This window comes from Gluconobacter sp. P1C6_b (assembly GCF_018811945.1).
GTDB lineage: Bacteria > Pseudomonadota > Alphaproteobacteria > Acetobacterales > Acetobacteraceae > Gluconobacter.
On the sequence record NZ_JACRVU010000012.1, the window covers coordinates 1 to 16605 of the forward strand.

The following is a 16605-nucleotide window of genomic DNA, read 5'->3' on the forward strand; positions in this document are numbered from 1 at the left end:
TTCGTCCGAACTGTCGGTATCACCCGGGCCACCATGAGGATCGGCCTTGCCAATATTGTCTACAACATGCGCCGCTTCCTCTTCCTCGAAAGATTGAACGCGAGCGCGTAGTCCTCCCACTGGCGATGGACCGCGATCTGCTCAAAACGCAGAGCGAAAGTCACCCCCGAAACCCTCAATCAAAGCGCCAAAAAACTAAAATCATCAGACAATCGCATCAACAAACAGTTCTTCGATCCCTCCATCTATTACGGCGAAGTTTCTACGACCGGACGCTACAAAGTCCTGCAGACTGCCCAGAATGTCACCATGGACAGCTCACTCAGGGTCGCGGTCACGTTTCCCACGCGTGCAGGAACTACAAATCCGATTTTCACCGGAGGCGCGCCGCATCTCGAGTGGAACATCCTGGGCCAGGATACGACCGCCGGCGCAGCCTACCTCTACGACATCACATCCACCGGGTTTGTGATCCAGTTCGCCAATGCCAGTTCAGCCGCGCTCGGGCTGGAATACACTGCTGAAGGATTTTGATCATGGCGCTTTCCAAAAGTGTGACGATGTCGACTGGAGCCGTGGCGGCTTACTGGTCCCTGATCTCAATGCAGGCCGTCATCGGTAGCGGAACCTGCAACGCGTATCTCGGAGGATATGTGTCATCGGCAGTCCAGGCCGCCGGATCCGCCCCGTTGCAGACGCGGTTCTTCGCCTTCACAGCCGCGGATCTGGGGGTAAGCGACATCACGGTCGCGACCCAGGCCGAGGTCTATGCTGCAATCTTGGCCAAGGTGAACGCCAGTGGGTCAACAGATCTACTGAATGGGGCAGTATCTGCTTGACGCGATATTCTTTTTGGCGCGCGCAATCGCGCGTTGCTATCGCCCGACCATGCCGCCTCCGGGCGGTTTTTTCGTATCCGGAGACCTGAAATGGACTGGACCTCACTGTTCCAGACGATCCTGCCGATGCTGCCTGCGCAGTATGCGGGCGATGTCGTCTCGATCCTCACTTTCCTGATCGCGGCGGCCGCTCTGGCGATGCGGTTCTGGAAGCCGCCTGCGGCCGGCAGCAAACTGGCGCTGCTCTACAAGGCCGTCTCCACCCTGGCGCAGTCCAGGGGCTGGAACACCAACGCCTACCAGCCCGATGCCAAGGCCCTGATGATCCCGGCCGACGCCAGTCGTACCATCGAGGCAGCCAAGCTCGGTCTCGATCCAGCTTCGACTCACCCCAAGGCTGGCAAACCTCCCGAGCCCGGCTGACTGAGCCCTCGTGCGGGCCCTGGCTCCATCATCCTGATTGCCGGAGGAGGCAGCGCCCGCGCTGTCAGACCGGCTCTGTCCATGGCGTCCTTCGGGGCGCCTTTTTTATTGGAGGCCCCTGTGGCTGATCTAAATTCCCTGACGTCCCTGCAAACGCTCGTGTCCACCCTGGCAGGCAGGCATGAGAGCGATGCCGTCAAGCAGGACCTCACCCTTGTGGGCACGGCTGTTTCGCTGCTGGCCCAGACGCTTGTTCCGCGCCTCGACCCGTCCCTGAACCTGTCCGGCATTGATGCCGGTCTGGCCAAGGCTTTCGACGGCATCACCGACACCGTGACCGCCATCGAGACCAAGCTGACGGCCGACACCAGTACGGACACCAATTCTTCCACGATCCAGACGGAGACCACGACCAATGCATAAATCGTCCCGTCGCGGCTTCCTGAAGGCCGCCCTTGCAGGCACGGCCATTGGCGCTCTCGGTGCCTGCACTGTCACGAAATCCGGCAACGTCACGACCATCACGGTCAACGTCGCCAAGGTGAAGGCATACGGTCAGGCAGGCATCAATGCTGTCTCGACGATCCTGTCGATCGCGGCCGTGGCTTCGGCTGTTGGCGCACCAACCATCGCAATTATCGAGACGGCCTCGACTGCGCTTTCGGCCGCTCTGGCAGCGTTCGCATCCACTGCCGGTTCGAGCGTTACGGTCAGCTATGACGACACATCCATCAAGAGCGCGGTCAACTCCGTGCTGGCGGATCTTCAGACTGTCGCTGCGGATCTGTCTTCGGCTCTGACCGGTGCGTCGTCCACGGTGTCGAGTTCCGTCCTGTCGGATGCGAACACGGCCCTGTCCGCTCTCAAGACCATCGTCTCGGTCTTCGAGGGGCTGCTTGGCGTGGTTTCCCTGTCCGCACCAGCGATGACGGAGGCGCAGGCTCTTCGCGTCCTACACGTCGCCCTGTGACCGCGAAGGTTCGGCTCTATGCGCCGGTGGATGCCTTCGGGTGCCTCATCTGCTGGCGGCTTGAGAGCGATTACAGCCATGGCACGATCGAACTGAACGGAACGATCTACAGCGCGACATTCCCAAAGATCGTCGGGGTCGGTCCCGCCGATCCGGATTTCGGGATGCCGCCCCGGACCGGGCACGTCTTCACGATCCGGCTGACGGACGATGAGGCAGTCCGTGCGCTGGCTTACTGCCAGTCGATGCTCGGCACGTCTTACGACGTTCTGGCGATGGCTGGCTGGGCCTTCCGGATCCAGTCCCTTCAGCGACCCGGCCATGCCTACTGTTTCGAATACGTCTATGACGCGTTGGCAGCCGCTGGCGTGTTCGCGACATCGAAGCGCCTGGTCACGGGCGAGCAGCTCCTGAACGATTTGTTCGAAGCCGGGCGTGTTCTCAATACGGGAGCAGCCGCAGGGCTGGCTCCGAAACTTCCATTCCAGAAACCCGCCGTGATCGTTCCGGCGCCAGAGGTGCATGTATGAGCGCTCCATTCGTCAGCGGCCGTTACCTCGGCAAGAAAGACCCCAAGCACGATTACCGCACCTATCGTCTCGCCCCTGTGCTGGCGAACGCATTGCCCGTCGTGCCGGCTGAACGCGACTGGTCGCAGAACGTGCCCTATCAGATGTGGGGCAATGACCGCTTCGGCTGCTGCGCCTTCGCCGCCCATGCCGCGCTGGTGGCGACCTGGACCAAGGCGGCGCAGGGAGTGGTCGTGCTTTCCACAGATATGGTGCTGGACAACTACGCTGCCGTCACCGGCTTCGATCCGGCCACAGGCGCAAACGATGATGGCACGGTCCTGCTGGACGAACTGAATGCCTGGCGCAAGGATGGCTTTCAGCGTCCGGGCCAGACGCTCGACTACCTGACAGCGTTCGGCTCGATCCAGCCGACCGATGAGGCGAGCATCAGGCGGGGCATTGCGTTCCTCGGCGGCGTGCTGGCGGGTGTGCAGGTGCCACAGGGTTTCCTGTCGCTTGGTCTGGGCGAGACATGGGATCTGGACACGCTCTCCGGCGATGCGCTCAAGCCTGCTGGCGGACATGCCATCGCGCTCGTGGGCTACAACCCGGACGGGGTGTTCTTCAACACCTGGGGGACCCGGACCTTCATGCCGTGGAGTACGTTCACGGCGATTGCCGATGAAGCATATGGCCTGCTGTCGCGGGAGAACTGGCTGGGCGTTCCCGGCACGGCTCCGACGGGCGAGGACTTCGACACGCTGTTGGCTGAAGTCCGTGCTGCGTGACCTACTGGCAATCGCCATCATCCTCGTCCCGTTGCTCGGAGGCATTTGATCGGCTCGGCCCAAGAGCTGCAGGGAAAATGACCCGCAATCCTGTGAATTCGATGGACGAGCGCGGAATCGAATGGAAGGGTTCGAGGTGGGGGTATGAGAAACTTTTCGAAAAGTACTCCCATACCCTCAGTGCCTCTAAGAACATCGACCAGCAGTCGGATAGACCCAGCGGGTTTCCATCTGTCGTCCGGAACTTCTGATCTGTTTCAGAAGTCGATCCTTGCAGTGACTTTGAAGGAGCGACCGGGCTGCGTGTAGTAGCGCTCAGACAGAGATGACGACGATGCTCCGTAAGGGAGCGATGCGGCGTTGTAATAGGCCTTGTTGAAGATGTTGTACATTCCGGCCTGAATGCGCAGCGGGCGGTAGAAAGAAGGACTGTACCAGCCGGTCAGATCAAATAGGACATAGCCCGGTGTCTTCCACTGGCTGGTCAGTGTTCCGGTAGAGGTCAGATATTTAGCGTCGTTTCGATGCGTGGCGAATGTGGCTGACAGATCGCTGCCCCAGCGGTCAGTCTTGTATCCGAAGCCGATAATTCCGCGGAAAGGGGCGACCGACGCAAGGTGGAAGTTCATGTCGGTATCGCGTCCATCCGTATAGGAAAAGGAGCCCCATGTGTGCCAGTGCTTGTCAAAGGCCCAGTGAATATTGGCTTCAGTGCCGTAGATGCGGACATGGGAAAGATTGGTATAGCCGTAGCAAAGGTAATAACCTGAGCATCCGGTAATCCCATCCATGTCGATATAGTTCTTATAGTAATTGTCGTAGAACGACACGTTGGCGCCACGCTCGGAATCACCATACTTCAAACCAACTTCCCAGCCTTTGCTGCTTTCAGGCTTGAGATTGGGATTACCGACAACCTGGTAGAAGGGTGCCGTACTGTAATTCAGATATTCTTCTGTGGCTGAGGGGGCACGATAGGCCTGTGAATACAGGGCATATAGTGTCAGGTCCTTCGTAACCTTACCTTCAATCAGCACTTTGGGAGAAAAATGGGAGCCATGAGCTCCATGCGGCAGACCGGTGTAGCCCGAGTTCGCCTGATAGGAAGCGGTATTGTGAGGATCGCGCTGGAAGTAGTCGAACCGGAAACCGGGGGTGATATGAAACCATTCCTTCGCACCCATGCCGATACGATCCTGCACCAGTGCGCCAAGATCAGTGCCATGAACCTTGGGCATGTCCGAGAAATTGTCATGAAGGTATGGACTGGATGTCGCCTGCTGGCCAGTCTGGGTTTGGTAGGTATCGGTCAGGAAAACTTCACCGCCATAGGTAATGGCGTGATGGAGTGGACCGGTGAAGACGTTGTTGGTGGCTGAACCTTTCACTCCATAGGACTGCACCGGCAGCGTCAGATGCTCATGGCTATAGGTCGAAGCCTTGGCAGTATCGTTGTTGAGAATATCGGTATCCGTCTTGATCTGCTGCCAATATGCGAGGAGATGAGCCTCACTGAAGAGGGAAGTCGGCGTTTCGCCCTGGTAATCGTAATTGCCTGAGACACGCGAACGCTGATTTTCGCTTTTGGTCGTATAGTGGTCAGTGGCCGTGGATTCAGACGTGCGTGTTCGTTCATTATAATTACGGTCAAACCATTCGCCAGTCAGACCGATCCGGTGGCCGCCCTCAAAATAGTGACGGATTTTTCCAAGGAAGCTGCCCTGGCTGTAGCTGGCAGGATCTTTAGCGGTTCGGGTACGCCCGTAACCGTAGATATTTCCTTCGTTGCCTGTCTCGCTTCCGTTCTGATAGCCGCCCTGAAGCAGGAAAACCGTGTTCTTGTATCGGGCCGCAAAAGCCTGATCGAGGAGAGCTGCTTCAGCGGAGCCGTTATAGGTCAGCTTCGTGATGCCACCGAACGCCTTTCCCGGTTTGAGGACGTCTTCCGGATCCAAAGTCCGAAGCGCAATGACGCCGCCGAGAGCACCGGTGCCGAAGAAGCTGGAATCGGCGCTTTTGACCACATCAATGGCGCCAAGAGAATTGAAATCGAAGGCACTGACACCGCCCTGCGCGGTACTGAACGACCCGGCATAGGCCCCATCATTCGCCCAGGGCATGCGAACGCCATCGATGGTTGTCTGGATGCGGTTCTGATCAAGGCCGCGGATGTTGATGCTGGAATTCCCGGCACTGTAATTTACGGACGCATCCACACGCCGGGAATAATCTTCCAGGCTGTCGATCTGCCGGTCACGAAAAGTCTTGTAAGTGGTGGTTGTCGTAAGGACCCCGGCCATGCCGACGGAGCTGTGATCTGCATCAGGATCGAATTTCATCGAATCAATGATGTCCTGCGCCCCCTTCACCTTCACGGCCGGCAGGGCAATCGAGACCTGTGGAGACGTTGGTGTACTTGCGCTGGTTTTGGAGGTGGGTTCTGAAACCGCAGATTTGGACGCCTTCGGATCGGTAGTCACCGAGGCCGCAACGGCAGGTGTTATGTAGGCGCAGGCCAGTGCTGTGGTCGCCAGCATATAGGAAAAAAAGACGCGACGTGGTCGTGGACAGAACCTTGGCATTGCGGGAAACCTCAGAAATTGCAAATAAGAATCGCTCGCATGTAAGGTCCTTAAAAAGCGCCCGTCAATCAGAATTCACCCTTGTTGCTTATGATTATCGTTCGCAACAAAATGAGCGTATTTTCCTGATCACATCGGATCGATGGGCATTTAAATTGCGGCCTCCCATTCAGTGAGCGGCATACTATCGAAAGGCCCGTAGCCTGATGAACGAAACGAACACACGTCCCCTGTCGCGCCACCTCAAGGAAGCGACCACATCAACGCATGAGACGTTGGACCAGAGCATCATGTCGCGGAACATGTTTGCCACGACCAAAGGCTATCGCGACTTTGTGCTCCTGCAGTATCGGTTTCACCGGCATCTTGACCCCCTGTACCGCAATGAAGTGCTCGCTGGCATCATTCCGGATCTTACAGCCAGAAACCGCTTTGCAATGCTTCAGGAAGATCTGAACGATCTTGGCGAACCTCTTCCGCCACACCAAACCTTTTTGCCTGTGGAGGACGTCTCCGTTGCGGCCGGATGGTTGTATGTTGGGGAAGGTTCCAAGCTCGGAGCCGGTTTTCTCATAAAGCTTGCGCAGAAAATTGGCTTTACACCGAGCTTCGGGGCCAGACATCTCGCCCCGGATCCAGAAGGCCGGGGATCATCATGGAACAGATTTCGTGCAGCCATTGATCATGCGCCGGAACTGGATCCTGCGCTCTGCATCCAAGGAGCTCAGGACGCCTTCAGGCAGGTCAGGAGATATCTCGAGGGTCCCGAAAAGCGTGCTGCTGCATCCTCAAATGCCGCCCCATAACGTCAGTGCTTCCAGAGGTCTGTCGCTACAATCTTTCTGCTCAGTTGAAGGTTGAAAATCTGAGAAGTACGCTGATGTGACGTGCAAAATCCGTGCACTCGCCTTGCAGGCCTTCCTTTAACCCTCAGAAAACTGCCGTTTTTTGAGGGTTTCAATCTCCCTTGACATGGTAGGGATCACAGGTTCAATCCCTGTTGCGCCCACCACTCGGACAGGTGGGAGGGCTTAATGAATAAATATCGAAGCAATCATGCAGAAGACGAGGCCGCAGACTGCGATCAGTGTTTCCAGAACGGACCATGTCTTGAGGGTCTGCGGAACTGTCAGGCCTAGATATTCCTTCAGCTGCCAGAATCCTGCGTCATTCATTGGCCCGAAAGCGACCGAGCCTGCTCCCGTTACCAGAACCATCAACTCGGCCGAGACACCTGTTGAGCGCGCAAGAATGGGGGCCACGATCCCTGATGCCGTTGCCATCGCAACGGTGGAAGATCCGCAGGCGACACGCACAATGGCAGCGAGCATCCAGGCCAGAACCAGCAGAGGGACGTGAGCGCCAAGTGCCGTATCCGTGATGGATCGTGAAACTCCGCTATCGACGAGAACGCGCCCAAAACCGCCCCCTGCCCCTACGAGGAGCATGATCAGGGCGGTCGGCCCCAGGCACTCATTCGTAAATCGCAGAACGGTCTCTCGCGAAAAACCCCGTGCGTGGCCCAGAACATAAAATGACAGGACCGTCGCCAGCAGAAGAGCAATATCCGTATTGCCCACAAAATGCAGAATATTATTGACGGTCGTATGAGGCGCGGCAACGCGGTCTGCCATCGAACCGACCAGCATCAGAATCACGGGAGACAGCACTGTGAAAACCGTGATGCCAAACCCCGGAAGGTTTTCTGGCGGCTTACTGTTCACGAATTGCTTTGCCAGCGGATTGACCCCTTCGGGGGTCACTCTTGCTGAAGCGAACCGTCCGAAGACTGGCCCTGCAATCACAGCAATCGGCGTTCCGATCACAATGCCCAGCAGAATGGTCTTGCCGATATCGGCATGATAGGCACTCAGCGCCAGAAGCGCAGCCGGATGCGGAGGGATAAGGGCATGCGTGATGGACAGCGCAGCCCCCATGGGGAGAGCGACACGCAGTAAAGGCGTCTGCGTCCGCTCCGCCAGAACAAATGCCAGCGGGATCAGAAGCACAAAACCGACTTCGAAAAATACGGGAAGGCCGACCAAAAGGCCGATCAGCATCATGGCCCAGTCAACATGCCGACGGCCCGAAAGGGTCGAGATCGTCAGGACGATACGATCGGCACCACCGGACTCCGCCAGCATTTTCCCAAGCATGGTGCCAAGCGCGATGACAGTTCCGACATGCCCCAGCACATGCCCTGCCCCCGCCTCGAACGACCCCACGACCTTGTCAGCAGGCATACCTGCAACGAGGGCCAGCAGGATCGAGACAGAAAAAAGGACGATGAACGGGTTGATCCGGAACCGGGCGATAAGGATGACAACCGCCGCAATGGCCGCGGTCGCAATCGAGATGGCAAAGATGGAGTTCATCAAGTGTCAACTTTCCTGTGGCGTTCCGACATAAGAAGCCATCTCATCGAAAACCATTCCATCACAAACCCGACAGACACTGCCCCCTAACACAGTTCTGATAAATTGAAACAGAGCCATCAGCAGAAAGACTACAGCGATACGGTTATCCCGCCATCAACCATCAGAACCTGCCCGTTGACGAAGCTTGAGGCGCGTGAAGACAGAAATACTGCTGCTCCGACCAGTTCCTCAACCTGTCCCCACCGTCCTGCCGGCGTTCGTTTGCGCAGCCACTCCGTGAACTCTTCATCCGCCACGAGCCTTTCGGTCATTTCCGTGGCAAAATACCCCGGCGCCAGCCCGTTGATCTGAAGTCCGTGCCTGGCCCAGTCCGTCGCCATACCTTTTGTCAGGTTTTTGACCGCTCCCTTGGCCGCCGTATAGGGCGCAATTCCCGGACGGGCGAGTTCACTCTGGACAGAACAGATATTGACGATCTTACCCCGTCCGCGCGGAATCATATGCCGTGCCACCGCCTGCCCCACGAAGAAAACCGCGTTGACATTAGTTGACATCAGATCATCCCAGTCCTTGCGCTGAAACTCCTCCAGAGGCGCACGGCGCTGTATCCCGGCATTATTGATCAGGATATCGATCGGTCCCCTGTCACGCTCGATCGCCGCGACGCCCTCAATCACCGCATCCTGATCCGTCACATCAAAAACCGCCGTGCTGGCTTTTAACCCTTCCGCCTCGAACCCGGACTGCGCAGAGTCCAGATTTTCAGAATTCCGGCCATTCAGGACGACCTCTGCCCCGTAGCGCGCAAGCCCCTTTGCCAGCGTCAGACCAATTCCCCGTGACCCCCCTGTCACAAGGGCGCGCGAACCGGAGAGAGAGAAAAGATCGGGATGGGACATATCTGTCAGCCTTCAAAATCACGGTTCTGCTCTTCCTAGCAGCCTGAACCCGCCATTGCTCCACAAGTCCGCGTGCGCATTGCGCGCTCTCAGATGAGCAATCAACTTTTGTCAGAAAAACTTCCAGCCCTCTTCTGGACAGCAAGAAGGCTATATGTAACATACATAACGATAGTTTGTGATGTTCGGATGTTATATTCCATTACGAACAAACGTTAAGCGGACGGCAGGCATGTCTCTTCTCATGTCCCGTCTGTGCTTTTTGAGATCTGGGTGTGATTCTATGGATCTGGTTCTGGGAATTGATGTTGGAACAGGGAGTGCCCGGGCGGGTCTCTTCACGCTTGAAGGACTTAAAAAAACCTCATCCGTCCGGCCAATCCAGACATGGACACCGCGCCCCGGTTATGCCCAGCAATCCTCACAGGATATCTGGGCTGCCGTCTGCGAGGCGACCCGCAGCGCGCTGGACATGCTTGACGAACCCGGACAGGTCATTGGCATCGGTTTCGACGCAACCTGTTCCCTCGTCGTCCTTGGTGGCGATGGTCAGGGTCTCTCGGTAGATCCCGACGGAGCACCGGGACAGGATATCATTCTCTGGGCGGACCATCGCGCTCTTGAGGAAACGCGCGAAATCAACAGCAGTGGCCAGGACGTGCTACGCTATGTTGGCGGTACGATTTCTCCCGAAATGGAAACGCCGAAACTGCTCTGGCTGAAGCGCCATCTCCCGCAGGTCTATGAACAGGCGGCCCATTTCTTCGATCTTCCCGATTTCCTGACATGGCGCGCCACCGGTTCGCTGTCACGTTCGGCCTGTTCGACAGCGTGCAAATGGACCTATCTCGCCCACGAGAACCGCTGGGACGAAGGATATTTCCAGTCCATTGGACTTGAAGACCTCGCACGCGACGGTTTCAGTCGCATCGGGAACGACATTCGTCCCCTCGGCGGTCTTGTCGATGGCGGCTTGAACGCTCAAGCCGCCGAGGAAATGGGACTGCCACCCGGTATCCCCGTTGGCGTTTCCGCCATTGACGCCCATGCCGGGGGCATTGGTCTGTTCGGGCTGAACACCGAAAACTCTCTCTCGGATGAACAACTTGAGCGATCAATATCGCTGATCTGCGGGACGTCGAGCTGTCACATGGCCGTGTCGAAAGACGCACGTTTCGTGCCCGGTGTCTGGGGCCCTTACTGGAACGCCATGGTCCCTGAGATGTGGCTGAACGAAGCGGGCCAGTCCGCTACAGGTGCGCTGATCGACTTCGTTATTTCCAGTCACACCTTTGGCTCCGCCCTCCGGCAGGAAGCCAAAGACGCAGGAACCAGCGTCTATGCTCTCCTGAACAGACGGATCGAAGCTCTGGAACGCGACAAGCTGCCAGGAACGATCACCGCCGATCTGCATGTGCTGCCGGATTTCCACGGCAATCGCTCCCCTCACGCCGATCCTGACCTGACTGGTATGATCAGTGGCCTCCGCTTGTCCGACACGGTCGATGATCTGGCACGGCTGTACCTCGCCACCCTGCAGGGCCTCGCCTACGGCACGAAAGACATCATCGAGGCCCTCAACGCGCAGGGTTACCGGATCGACACCATTCTCGCGACCGGTGGCAGCACCAAAAACCCGATCTTCCTGCGCGAACATGCCAACGCGACCGGATGCCGCATCCTGCTCCCCGCAGAGCCGGATTCCGTCCTGTTGGGCGCCGCCATCCTGGGTGCGGTCGCGAGCGGAACATACACCGATCTGCGACAGGCCATGGCGCGAATGAGCCACGCGGGAGACGAGATCATCCCCGACCAGCGCCTCGCTGCGTATCACGCCGCCAAGCGCAGCATCACGCACGACATGCTCTCGCAGCAGCTCACCTGGCGTCAGCAGATGCATGACATTCTGGAAAAGGAGAACACCGCCTGACGGCACAGCCGTCCGACCCGTTCTGCCATTCCCCGCCCACCGAAACGCATCACCATCCCTTTCCAGAGGCCGATTTCCATGTCCCGTCTCAAAGCCACACGCACAGCCATCTGCACGCTCGCCCTTCTGCTTACGGGCTCCGCTCTCTCGAGCGCCGAAGCTGCCGGAACGCTGACGATCGCCACCGTCAACAACGGCGACATGATCGTCATGCGGCAGCTTTCGAGCGAGTTCGAAAAAGCCCATCCGGACATTCACCTGAACTGGGTCACGCTGGAAGAAAACGTCCTGCGTCAGCGCGTCACGACCGATATCGCCATGAAAACCGGTCAGTTCGATGTCGTGACCATCGGCAATTACGAAGTGCCGATCTGGGCCAAACAGGGCTGGCTCACCGAAATCAAGCCGGACGCCGCCTATGACGTGAACGATATTCTTCCGACCGTGCGCGACAGCCTGACCGCGGATGGCAAGCTCTATGCCCTGCCCTTCTATGCCGAAAGCGTCATGACCTATTACCGCAAGGACCTGTTCCAGAAGGCCGGTCTGACGATGCCGGACGCGCCCACCTACGACCAGATCCGTCAGTTCGCCGACAAGATCACGGACAAGACCAATCAGGTCTACGGCATCTGCCTGCGCGGCAAGCCCGGCTGGGGCGAGAACATGGCGTATATCTCGTCGCTCGCGAACACGTTCGGCGCTCAGTGGTTCGACATGTCCTGGAAGCCGACCATGACATCCGATGCGTGGAAAGCGACCCTGAACTGGTATGTCTCGGCTCTGAAAGCTGACGGCCCTCCGGGCGCAACCTCCAATGGATTCAACGAGAACCTGGCCCTGTTTGCCAGCGGCCATTGCGGGATCTGGATTGATTCTACCGTCGCAGGCGGCCTGCTGTTTGATCCCAAACAGTCCCAGGTCGCCGACAAGGTCGGTTTCGCCCCTTCCCCCAAAGGCCCTTATGGCAAAGGCCCGACCTGGCTGTGGAGCTGGAGCCTCGCCGTCCCCGTCAGCTCCCATCAGAGCGCGGATGCCCAGACCTTCATCACATGGGCCACGTCCAAGGATTACGTCAAACTGGTCGCCGCACAGAAAGGCTGGGTCGCCGTTCCTGCGGGAACCCGCGCCTCCACCTATGCCGCGCCGGAATACGTCAAGGCAGCCCCCTTCGCCTCCTTCGTGCTGAACGCCATCAAGACGGCTGATCCGAATGGCCCGACCGCCCAGCCCCGTCCCTATACCGGTGCACAGTTCGTCGGCATCCCGGAATTTCAAGCCATCGGCACACAGGTCGGCCAGACCGTTGCCGCGACCCTGTCCGACCAGATGACCGTCGATCAGGCCCTGACCTCCGCCCAGGCGTCGATCACCCGCGCGCTCCGCCAGTCCGGCCGCGCGCGATAACGCTGCCCGATCAAGGCTAGGAATACCATGCAGGCCGTACTCGAACACAGCCCACCCGCCGGAGCGACCGCTCTGAACCAGACGAAAGTACGCGGGAAAAGGACAGGTCTCCTGCTCCTTTCTCCGTCCGTCCTGCTTCTTCTGGTGTGGTCGATCGTCCCACTCGTCATGACGCTGTGGTACTCGGTGCAGAACTACAACCTCGTTGACCCCACGCTGCACGGCTTCGCGGGGATCGACAATTACTGGTACCTGCTGACCGATCCCGATTTCCTGCATTCGCTGCTGAACACGTTCATACTTGTTGCGGGCGTCCTGCTCATCAGTGTCGGAGGCGGAACGCTGCTGGCCGTCCTGTACGATCAGGAGTTTTTCGGTCGCGGCATTGCCCGCATCATGGTCATCTCCCCGTTCTTCATCATGCCCACAGTCTCGGCGCTGTTGTGGAAGAACCTGATGCTGCACCCGATCTATGGCGTCTATTCCGCCATGATGCGGGCTGTGGGTCTTACGCCGATCGACTGGCTGGCGCGTTTTCCGCTCCTGACCGTCATGATGATCGTCGCGTGGGAATGGCTGCCCTTCGCAGTCCTCATCCTGCTGACGGCCGTGCAGTCGCTCGACGGTGAACAGCGCGAAGCCGCCCGCATGGATGGCGCGGGTCCGATCGCACGCTTTCGTTACATCATTCTCCCGCATCTTGGCCGCGCCATCAGCGTCGTGGTCATGATCGAGACGATCTACCTGCTGACGATTTTCGCCGAAATCTCCGTTACGACTGCCGGCGGCCCCGGCGTGGCCTCCACCAATCTGGCCTATCTGATCTATTCCCGCGCCCTGCTACAGTTCGACGTGGGTGGCGCCTCGGCCGGTGGTGTGATTGCAATCATCATCGCCAATATCGTTGCGATCTTTCTGGTGCGCGCCGTAGCCCGCAATCTGGAGGCCTGACATGGCGCTCAAGACCAAAACCAGCACCCGGATCGGCGTCACCATCCTCGGCTGGGGCATCGCGCTCTGGCTGTTCTTCCCGATCTTCTGGATGATCCTGACGAGCTTCAAAAGCGAGGTTCAGGCCATTTCCACGCCGCCGAAGCTGTTCTTCATGCCAACGCTGAGCAGTTACGGCGAAGTGTTCGAGCGCGCCAGTTACTGGCACTTCGCGCTCAATACGGTAATCGTCTCGGTTGGCGCGACGGCAATTGCCGTCGCCCTGGCCGTCCCGGCGGCCTATTCGATGGCGTTCCTGCCCTCAAAGCGTACACGCGGGACCCTGCTATGGATGCTCTCGACCCGCATGCTGCCGCCCGTCGGCGTGCTGGTCCCGATCTACCTGCTGGCGCGCAATACGCATCTGCTCGACACCTGCACCGGTCTGGCCGTCGTGGACATGCTGACGAACCTGCCGATCATCGTCTGGATGCTCTACACGTTCTTCCGCGAAGTCCCTGCCCCCATTCTGGAAGCAGGCCGGATGGACGGCGCCACGCGCTGGCAGGAAATGACGATGGTCCTGCTGCCGCTCGCCCTGCCCGGCATCGCGTCCACGGCCCTGCTGTCGCTCATCCTGTGCTGGAACGAGGCCTTCTGGTCCCTGAACCTGACATCCTCGCACGCCGCTCCCTTGACAGCCTTCATCGCCTCCTTCTCCTCTCCTGAAGGACTGTTTTTCGGCAAGCTCTCTGCGGCATCCACCCTTGCCGTCGCCCCGATCCTCGTTTTTGGCTGGATCAGCCAGAAGCAGTTGGTTCGCGGCCTGACTTTCGGAGCCGTTAAATGATGCGGATCCCGGCTCACTCCACTCAACATTTCTGCATAAACGGGGCCTGACCCATGGCGACTGTCGAACTCAAGAACCTCCGCAAGACCTACCTTACGGAAGAAATCATCAAGGGGATTTCCCTCTCGATCGAAGAGCGCGAATTTGTGGTCTTCGTCGGCCCGTCAGGCTGCGGAAAATCCACGCTCCTGCGCATGATCGCGGGCCTTGAGGACATCACATCCGGCGATCTCCTGATCGACGGGCAGCGCGTGAACGACGTGGAACCCGGCAAGCGCGGTCTGGCGATGGTCTTTCAGTCCTACGCGCTCTACCCGCACATGGACGTTTACAAAAATATGGAGTTCGGCCTCAAACTGGCCGGAATGCCGGAAGCCGAGCGCCGCGAGAAGATCGAGCACGTCGCCCGCACGCTTCAGCTCGAACCCTATCTGCATCACAAACCCGGCCAGCTCTCCGGCGGCCAGCGCCAGCGCGTCGCCATCGGTCGCGCCATCGTCCGCAACCCGAAAGTCTTCCTGTTCGACGAGCCGCTCTCGAACCTGGATGCAGCCCTGCGCGGCCAGATGCGCGTGGAACTCTCCGCCCTTCACCGCAAGCTGGGCGCCACCACGATCTATGTGACGCATGATCAGGTCGAAGCCATGACCATGGCGGACAAGATCGTCGTCCTGCAGAAAGGCGTGGTCGAACAGATCGGCTCCCCGCTCGAACTGTACCACCACCCCCGCAACCTCTTCGTGGCCCGCTTCATCGGCTCGCCGCCCATGAACTTCTTCCCGGCCATTTTCCAGGGCGGAGATTCCGCAGGCTCCAGCGTCCAGCTTCGCGACGGCTCGATCCTTTATGTGCCCGTGACATCCCCCGGCCTTCTGCCCGGAACAAAGGTGACGGTCGGCATCCGTCCCGAACATGTCGAGCTGGCATCCTCGGGGCCAAACAGCGGCGTCGTGGAAGTCGTCGAACGCCTTGGTGCCATCACACTCGTCCATGTCCGCATGCCGGACGGGGAAATCATCGTCGTCCAGACGGATGGGGCGGTCCTGACGGAGGTCGAAACCCGCGTCAGCCTGACCCTTCCCCCACGGAACTGCCACCTTTTTGCCCCTGACGGCCTGGCCTTCGAAGCCTGCCACCGCCACCCGCTCGCTGCCTGATCTTAGGAACCGCATCTCATGTACATGGAAAAACTCCGCCTCGATAACCGCGTCGCCATCGTCACCGGTGGCGCACAGAACATCGGCCTGGCCTGCGTCACCGCACTGGCCGAGGCTGGCGCCCGCGTCATCATCGCCGATCTCGACGAAGCCATGGCCGCCAAAGCCGTCGAAGACCTGCGCGTGGAAGGCCATGATGTCAGTTGCGTCGTCATGGACGTCACGAACACCGAAAGCGTGCAGAACGCTGTCCGCAGCGTTCATGAACAGGAAGGCCGCGTGGATATCCTGGTCGCCTGCGCCGGCATCTGCATTTCCGAGGTCAAGGCCGAGGACATGACCGACGGCCAGTGGCTCAAGCAGGTCGATATCAACCTGAATGGCATGTTCCGCTCCTGTCAGGCCGTCGGGCGCATCATGCTCGAACAGAAACAGGGCGTCATTGTCGCAATCGGTTCCATGTCCGGCCTGATCGTCAACCGCCCGCAGCAGCAGGCGGCCTATAATGCGTCGAAAGCCGGCGTTCACCAGTATATCCGCTCGCTGGCCGCCGAATGGGCCCCCCACGGCATCCGCGCCAACGCCGTTGCCCCCACCTATATTGAAACGACGCTCACCCGCTTCGGAATGGAAAAGCCGGAACTCTACGACGCCTGGATCGCCGGAACCCCGATGGGCCGCGTAGGCCAGCCCGACGAAGTCGCTTCCGTCGTGCAGTTTCTGGCGTCCGACGCAGCCAGCCTCATGACCGGCGCCATCGTGAATGTGGATGCGGGCTTCACCGTCTGGTGAACAAGGACGATCCGGGTGCCATCACTGCGCCCGGATCCCTTTTTAGCAAAATACCGTAACATTCGGTCACTTAATGAAGAAATCTTTCAAAGTTTCATTTTCTTCTGACGCTACTTGCAACTAACTCGCAATATCGATACCAGCCTCT

17 protein-coding genes and 1 pseudogene are annotated in these 16605 nt (G+C 58.9%); 15 read left to right on the forward strand and 3 right to left on the reverse strand.

Annotated features, from left to right (window positions below; all coding sequences use genetic code 11):
- The 8 genes and pseudogenes from KP701_RS09625 to KP701_RS09660 all read left to right on the forward strand — a co-directional run.
- Positions 1-111 (forward strand): annotated as a pseudogene (locus KP701_RS09625) (IS5/IS1182 family transposase); the annotation flags it as partial.
- Positions 112-309: 198 nt separating this feature from the next.
- On the forward strand, positions 310-534 hold the full coding sequence (locus KP701_RS09630) for a hypothetical protein (RefSeq protein WP_215747008.1): 225 nt from the start codon (positions 310-312) through the stop codon (positions 532-534).
- 2 nt (positions 535-536) lie between these two features.
- Positions 537-839, forward strand: a complete 303-nt coding sequence (locus KP701_RS09635; RefSeq protein WP_215747009.1) for a hypothetical protein — start codon at positions 537-539, stop codon at positions 837-839.
- A gap of 90 nt (positions 840-929) precedes the next feature.
- Positions 930-1262: a hypothetical protein gene (locus KP701_RS09640; protein WP_215747010.1), complete on the forward strand. Its 333-nt coding sequence runs from the start codon at positions 930-932 to the stop codon at positions 1260-1262.
- Positions 1263-1382: 120 nt separating this feature from the next.
- Positions 1383-1685 carry a hypothetical protein gene (locus KP701_RS09645; protein ID WP_215747011.1) on the forward strand — a complete coding sequence of 101 codons (303 nt, stop codon included), beginning with the start codon at positions 1383-1385 and terminating at the stop codon, positions 1683-1685.
- Positions 1678-2232, forward strand: coding sequence for a twin-arginine translocation signal domain-containing protein (locus tag KP701_RS09650; protein ID WP_215747012.1), 555 nt, complete (start codon positions 1678-1680; stop codon positions 2230-2232). The genes KP701_RS09645 and KP701_RS09650 overlap by 8 nt, the downstream gene beginning before the upstream one ends.
- The gene (locus KP701_RS09655; protein WP_215747013.1) at positions 2229-2762 is read left to right on the forward strand and encodes a hypothetical protein; all 534 of its coding nucleotides are present in this window, start codon (positions 2229-2231) and stop codon (positions 2760-2762) included. The genes KP701_RS09650 and KP701_RS09655 overlap by 4 nt, the downstream gene beginning before the upstream one ends.
- The gene (locus KP701_RS09660) at positions 2759-3532 is read left to right on the forward strand and encodes a hypothetical protein (protein ID WP_215747014.1); all 774 of its coding nucleotides are present in this window, start codon (positions 2759-2761) and stop codon (positions 3530-3532) included. Before KP701_RS09655 ends, KP701_RS09660 begins: the two co-directional genes overlap by 4 nt.
- 257 nt (positions 3533-3789) lie before the next feature.
- On the opposite strand, the gene KP701_RS09665 is transcribed toward KP701_RS09660, so the two are convergent.
- The gene (locus KP701_RS09665; RefSeq protein WP_252345532.1) at positions 3790-6114 is read right to left on the reverse strand and encodes a TonB-dependent hemoglobin/transferrin/lactoferrin family receptor; all 2325 of its coding nucleotides are present in this window, start codon (positions 6112-6114) and stop codon (positions 3790-3792) included.
- A gap of 206 nt (positions 6115-6320) precedes the next feature.
- On the opposite strand from KP701_RS09665, the gene KP701_RS09670 reads away from it, so the two are divergent.
- Entirely contained in the window at positions 6321-6920 is a 600-nt protein-coding gene (locus KP701_RS09670) for a biliverdin-producing heme oxygenase (RefSeq protein ID WP_215747015.1), read from the forward strand.
- Between the two features lie 225 nt (positions 6921-7145).
- On the opposite strand, the gene KP701_RS09675 is transcribed toward KP701_RS09670, so the two are convergent.
- Together KP701_RS09675 and KP701_RS09680 are read right to left on the reverse strand one after the other, a co-directional pair.
- Positions 7146-8489: a gluconate:H+ symporter gene (locus KP701_RS09675; protein WP_215747016.1), complete on the reverse strand. Its 1344-nt coding sequence runs from the start codon at positions 8487-8489 to the stop codon at positions 7146-7148.
- A gap of 131 nt (positions 8490-8620) precedes the next feature.
- Entirely contained in the window at positions 8621-9391 is a 771-nt protein-coding gene (locus KP701_RS09680; RefSeq protein WP_215747017.1) for an SDR family oxidoreductase, read from the reverse strand.
- A 283-nt stretch (positions 9392-9674) separates the two neighbouring features.
- On the opposite strand from KP701_RS09680, the gene KP701_RS09685 reads away from it, so the two are divergent.
- The 6 genes from KP701_RS09685 (at position 9675) to KP701_RS09710 (ending at position 16457) form a co-directional block, all read left to right on the forward strand.
- Positions 9675-11321 (forward strand): FGGY-family carbohydrate kinase, encoded by a 1647-nt coding sequence (locus KP701_RS09685; protein ID WP_215747018.1) that lies wholly within the window; start codon positions 9675-9677, stop codon positions 11319-11321.
- Between the two features lie 78 nt (positions 11322-11399).
- Positions 11400-12728: a sugar ABC transporter substrate-binding protein gene (locus KP701_RS09690; protein WP_215747019.1), complete on the forward strand. Its 1329-nt coding sequence runs from the start codon at positions 11400-11402 to the stop codon at positions 12726-12728.
- A 27-nt stretch (positions 12729-12755) separates the two neighbouring features.
- Positions 12756-13679 (forward strand): carbohydrate ABC transporter permease, encoded by a 924-nt coding sequence (locus tag KP701_RS09695; RefSeq protein ID WP_215747020.1) that lies wholly within the window; start codon positions 12756-12758, stop codon positions 13677-13679.
- 1 nt (position 13680) lies between these two features.
- Positions 13681-14508: a carbohydrate ABC transporter permease gene (locus KP701_RS09700; protein ID WP_041112346.1), complete on the forward strand. Its 828-nt coding sequence runs from the start codon at positions 13681-13683 to the stop codon at positions 14506-14508.
- Positions 14509-14561: 53 nt separating this feature from the next.
- The gene (locus KP701_RS09705) at positions 14562-15665 is read left to right on the forward strand and encodes an ABC transporter ATP-binding protein (RefSeq protein ID WP_215747021.1); all 1104 of its coding nucleotides are present in this window, start codon (positions 14562-14564) and stop codon (positions 15663-15665) included.
- Between the two features lie 18 nt (positions 15666-15683).
- Positions 15684-16457, forward strand: a complete 774-nt coding sequence (locus KP701_RS09710; protein ID WP_215747022.1) for an SDR family NAD(P)-dependent oxidoreductase — start codon at positions 15684-15686, stop codon at positions 16455-16457.
- Positions 16458-16605 lie beyond the last annotated feature (148 nt).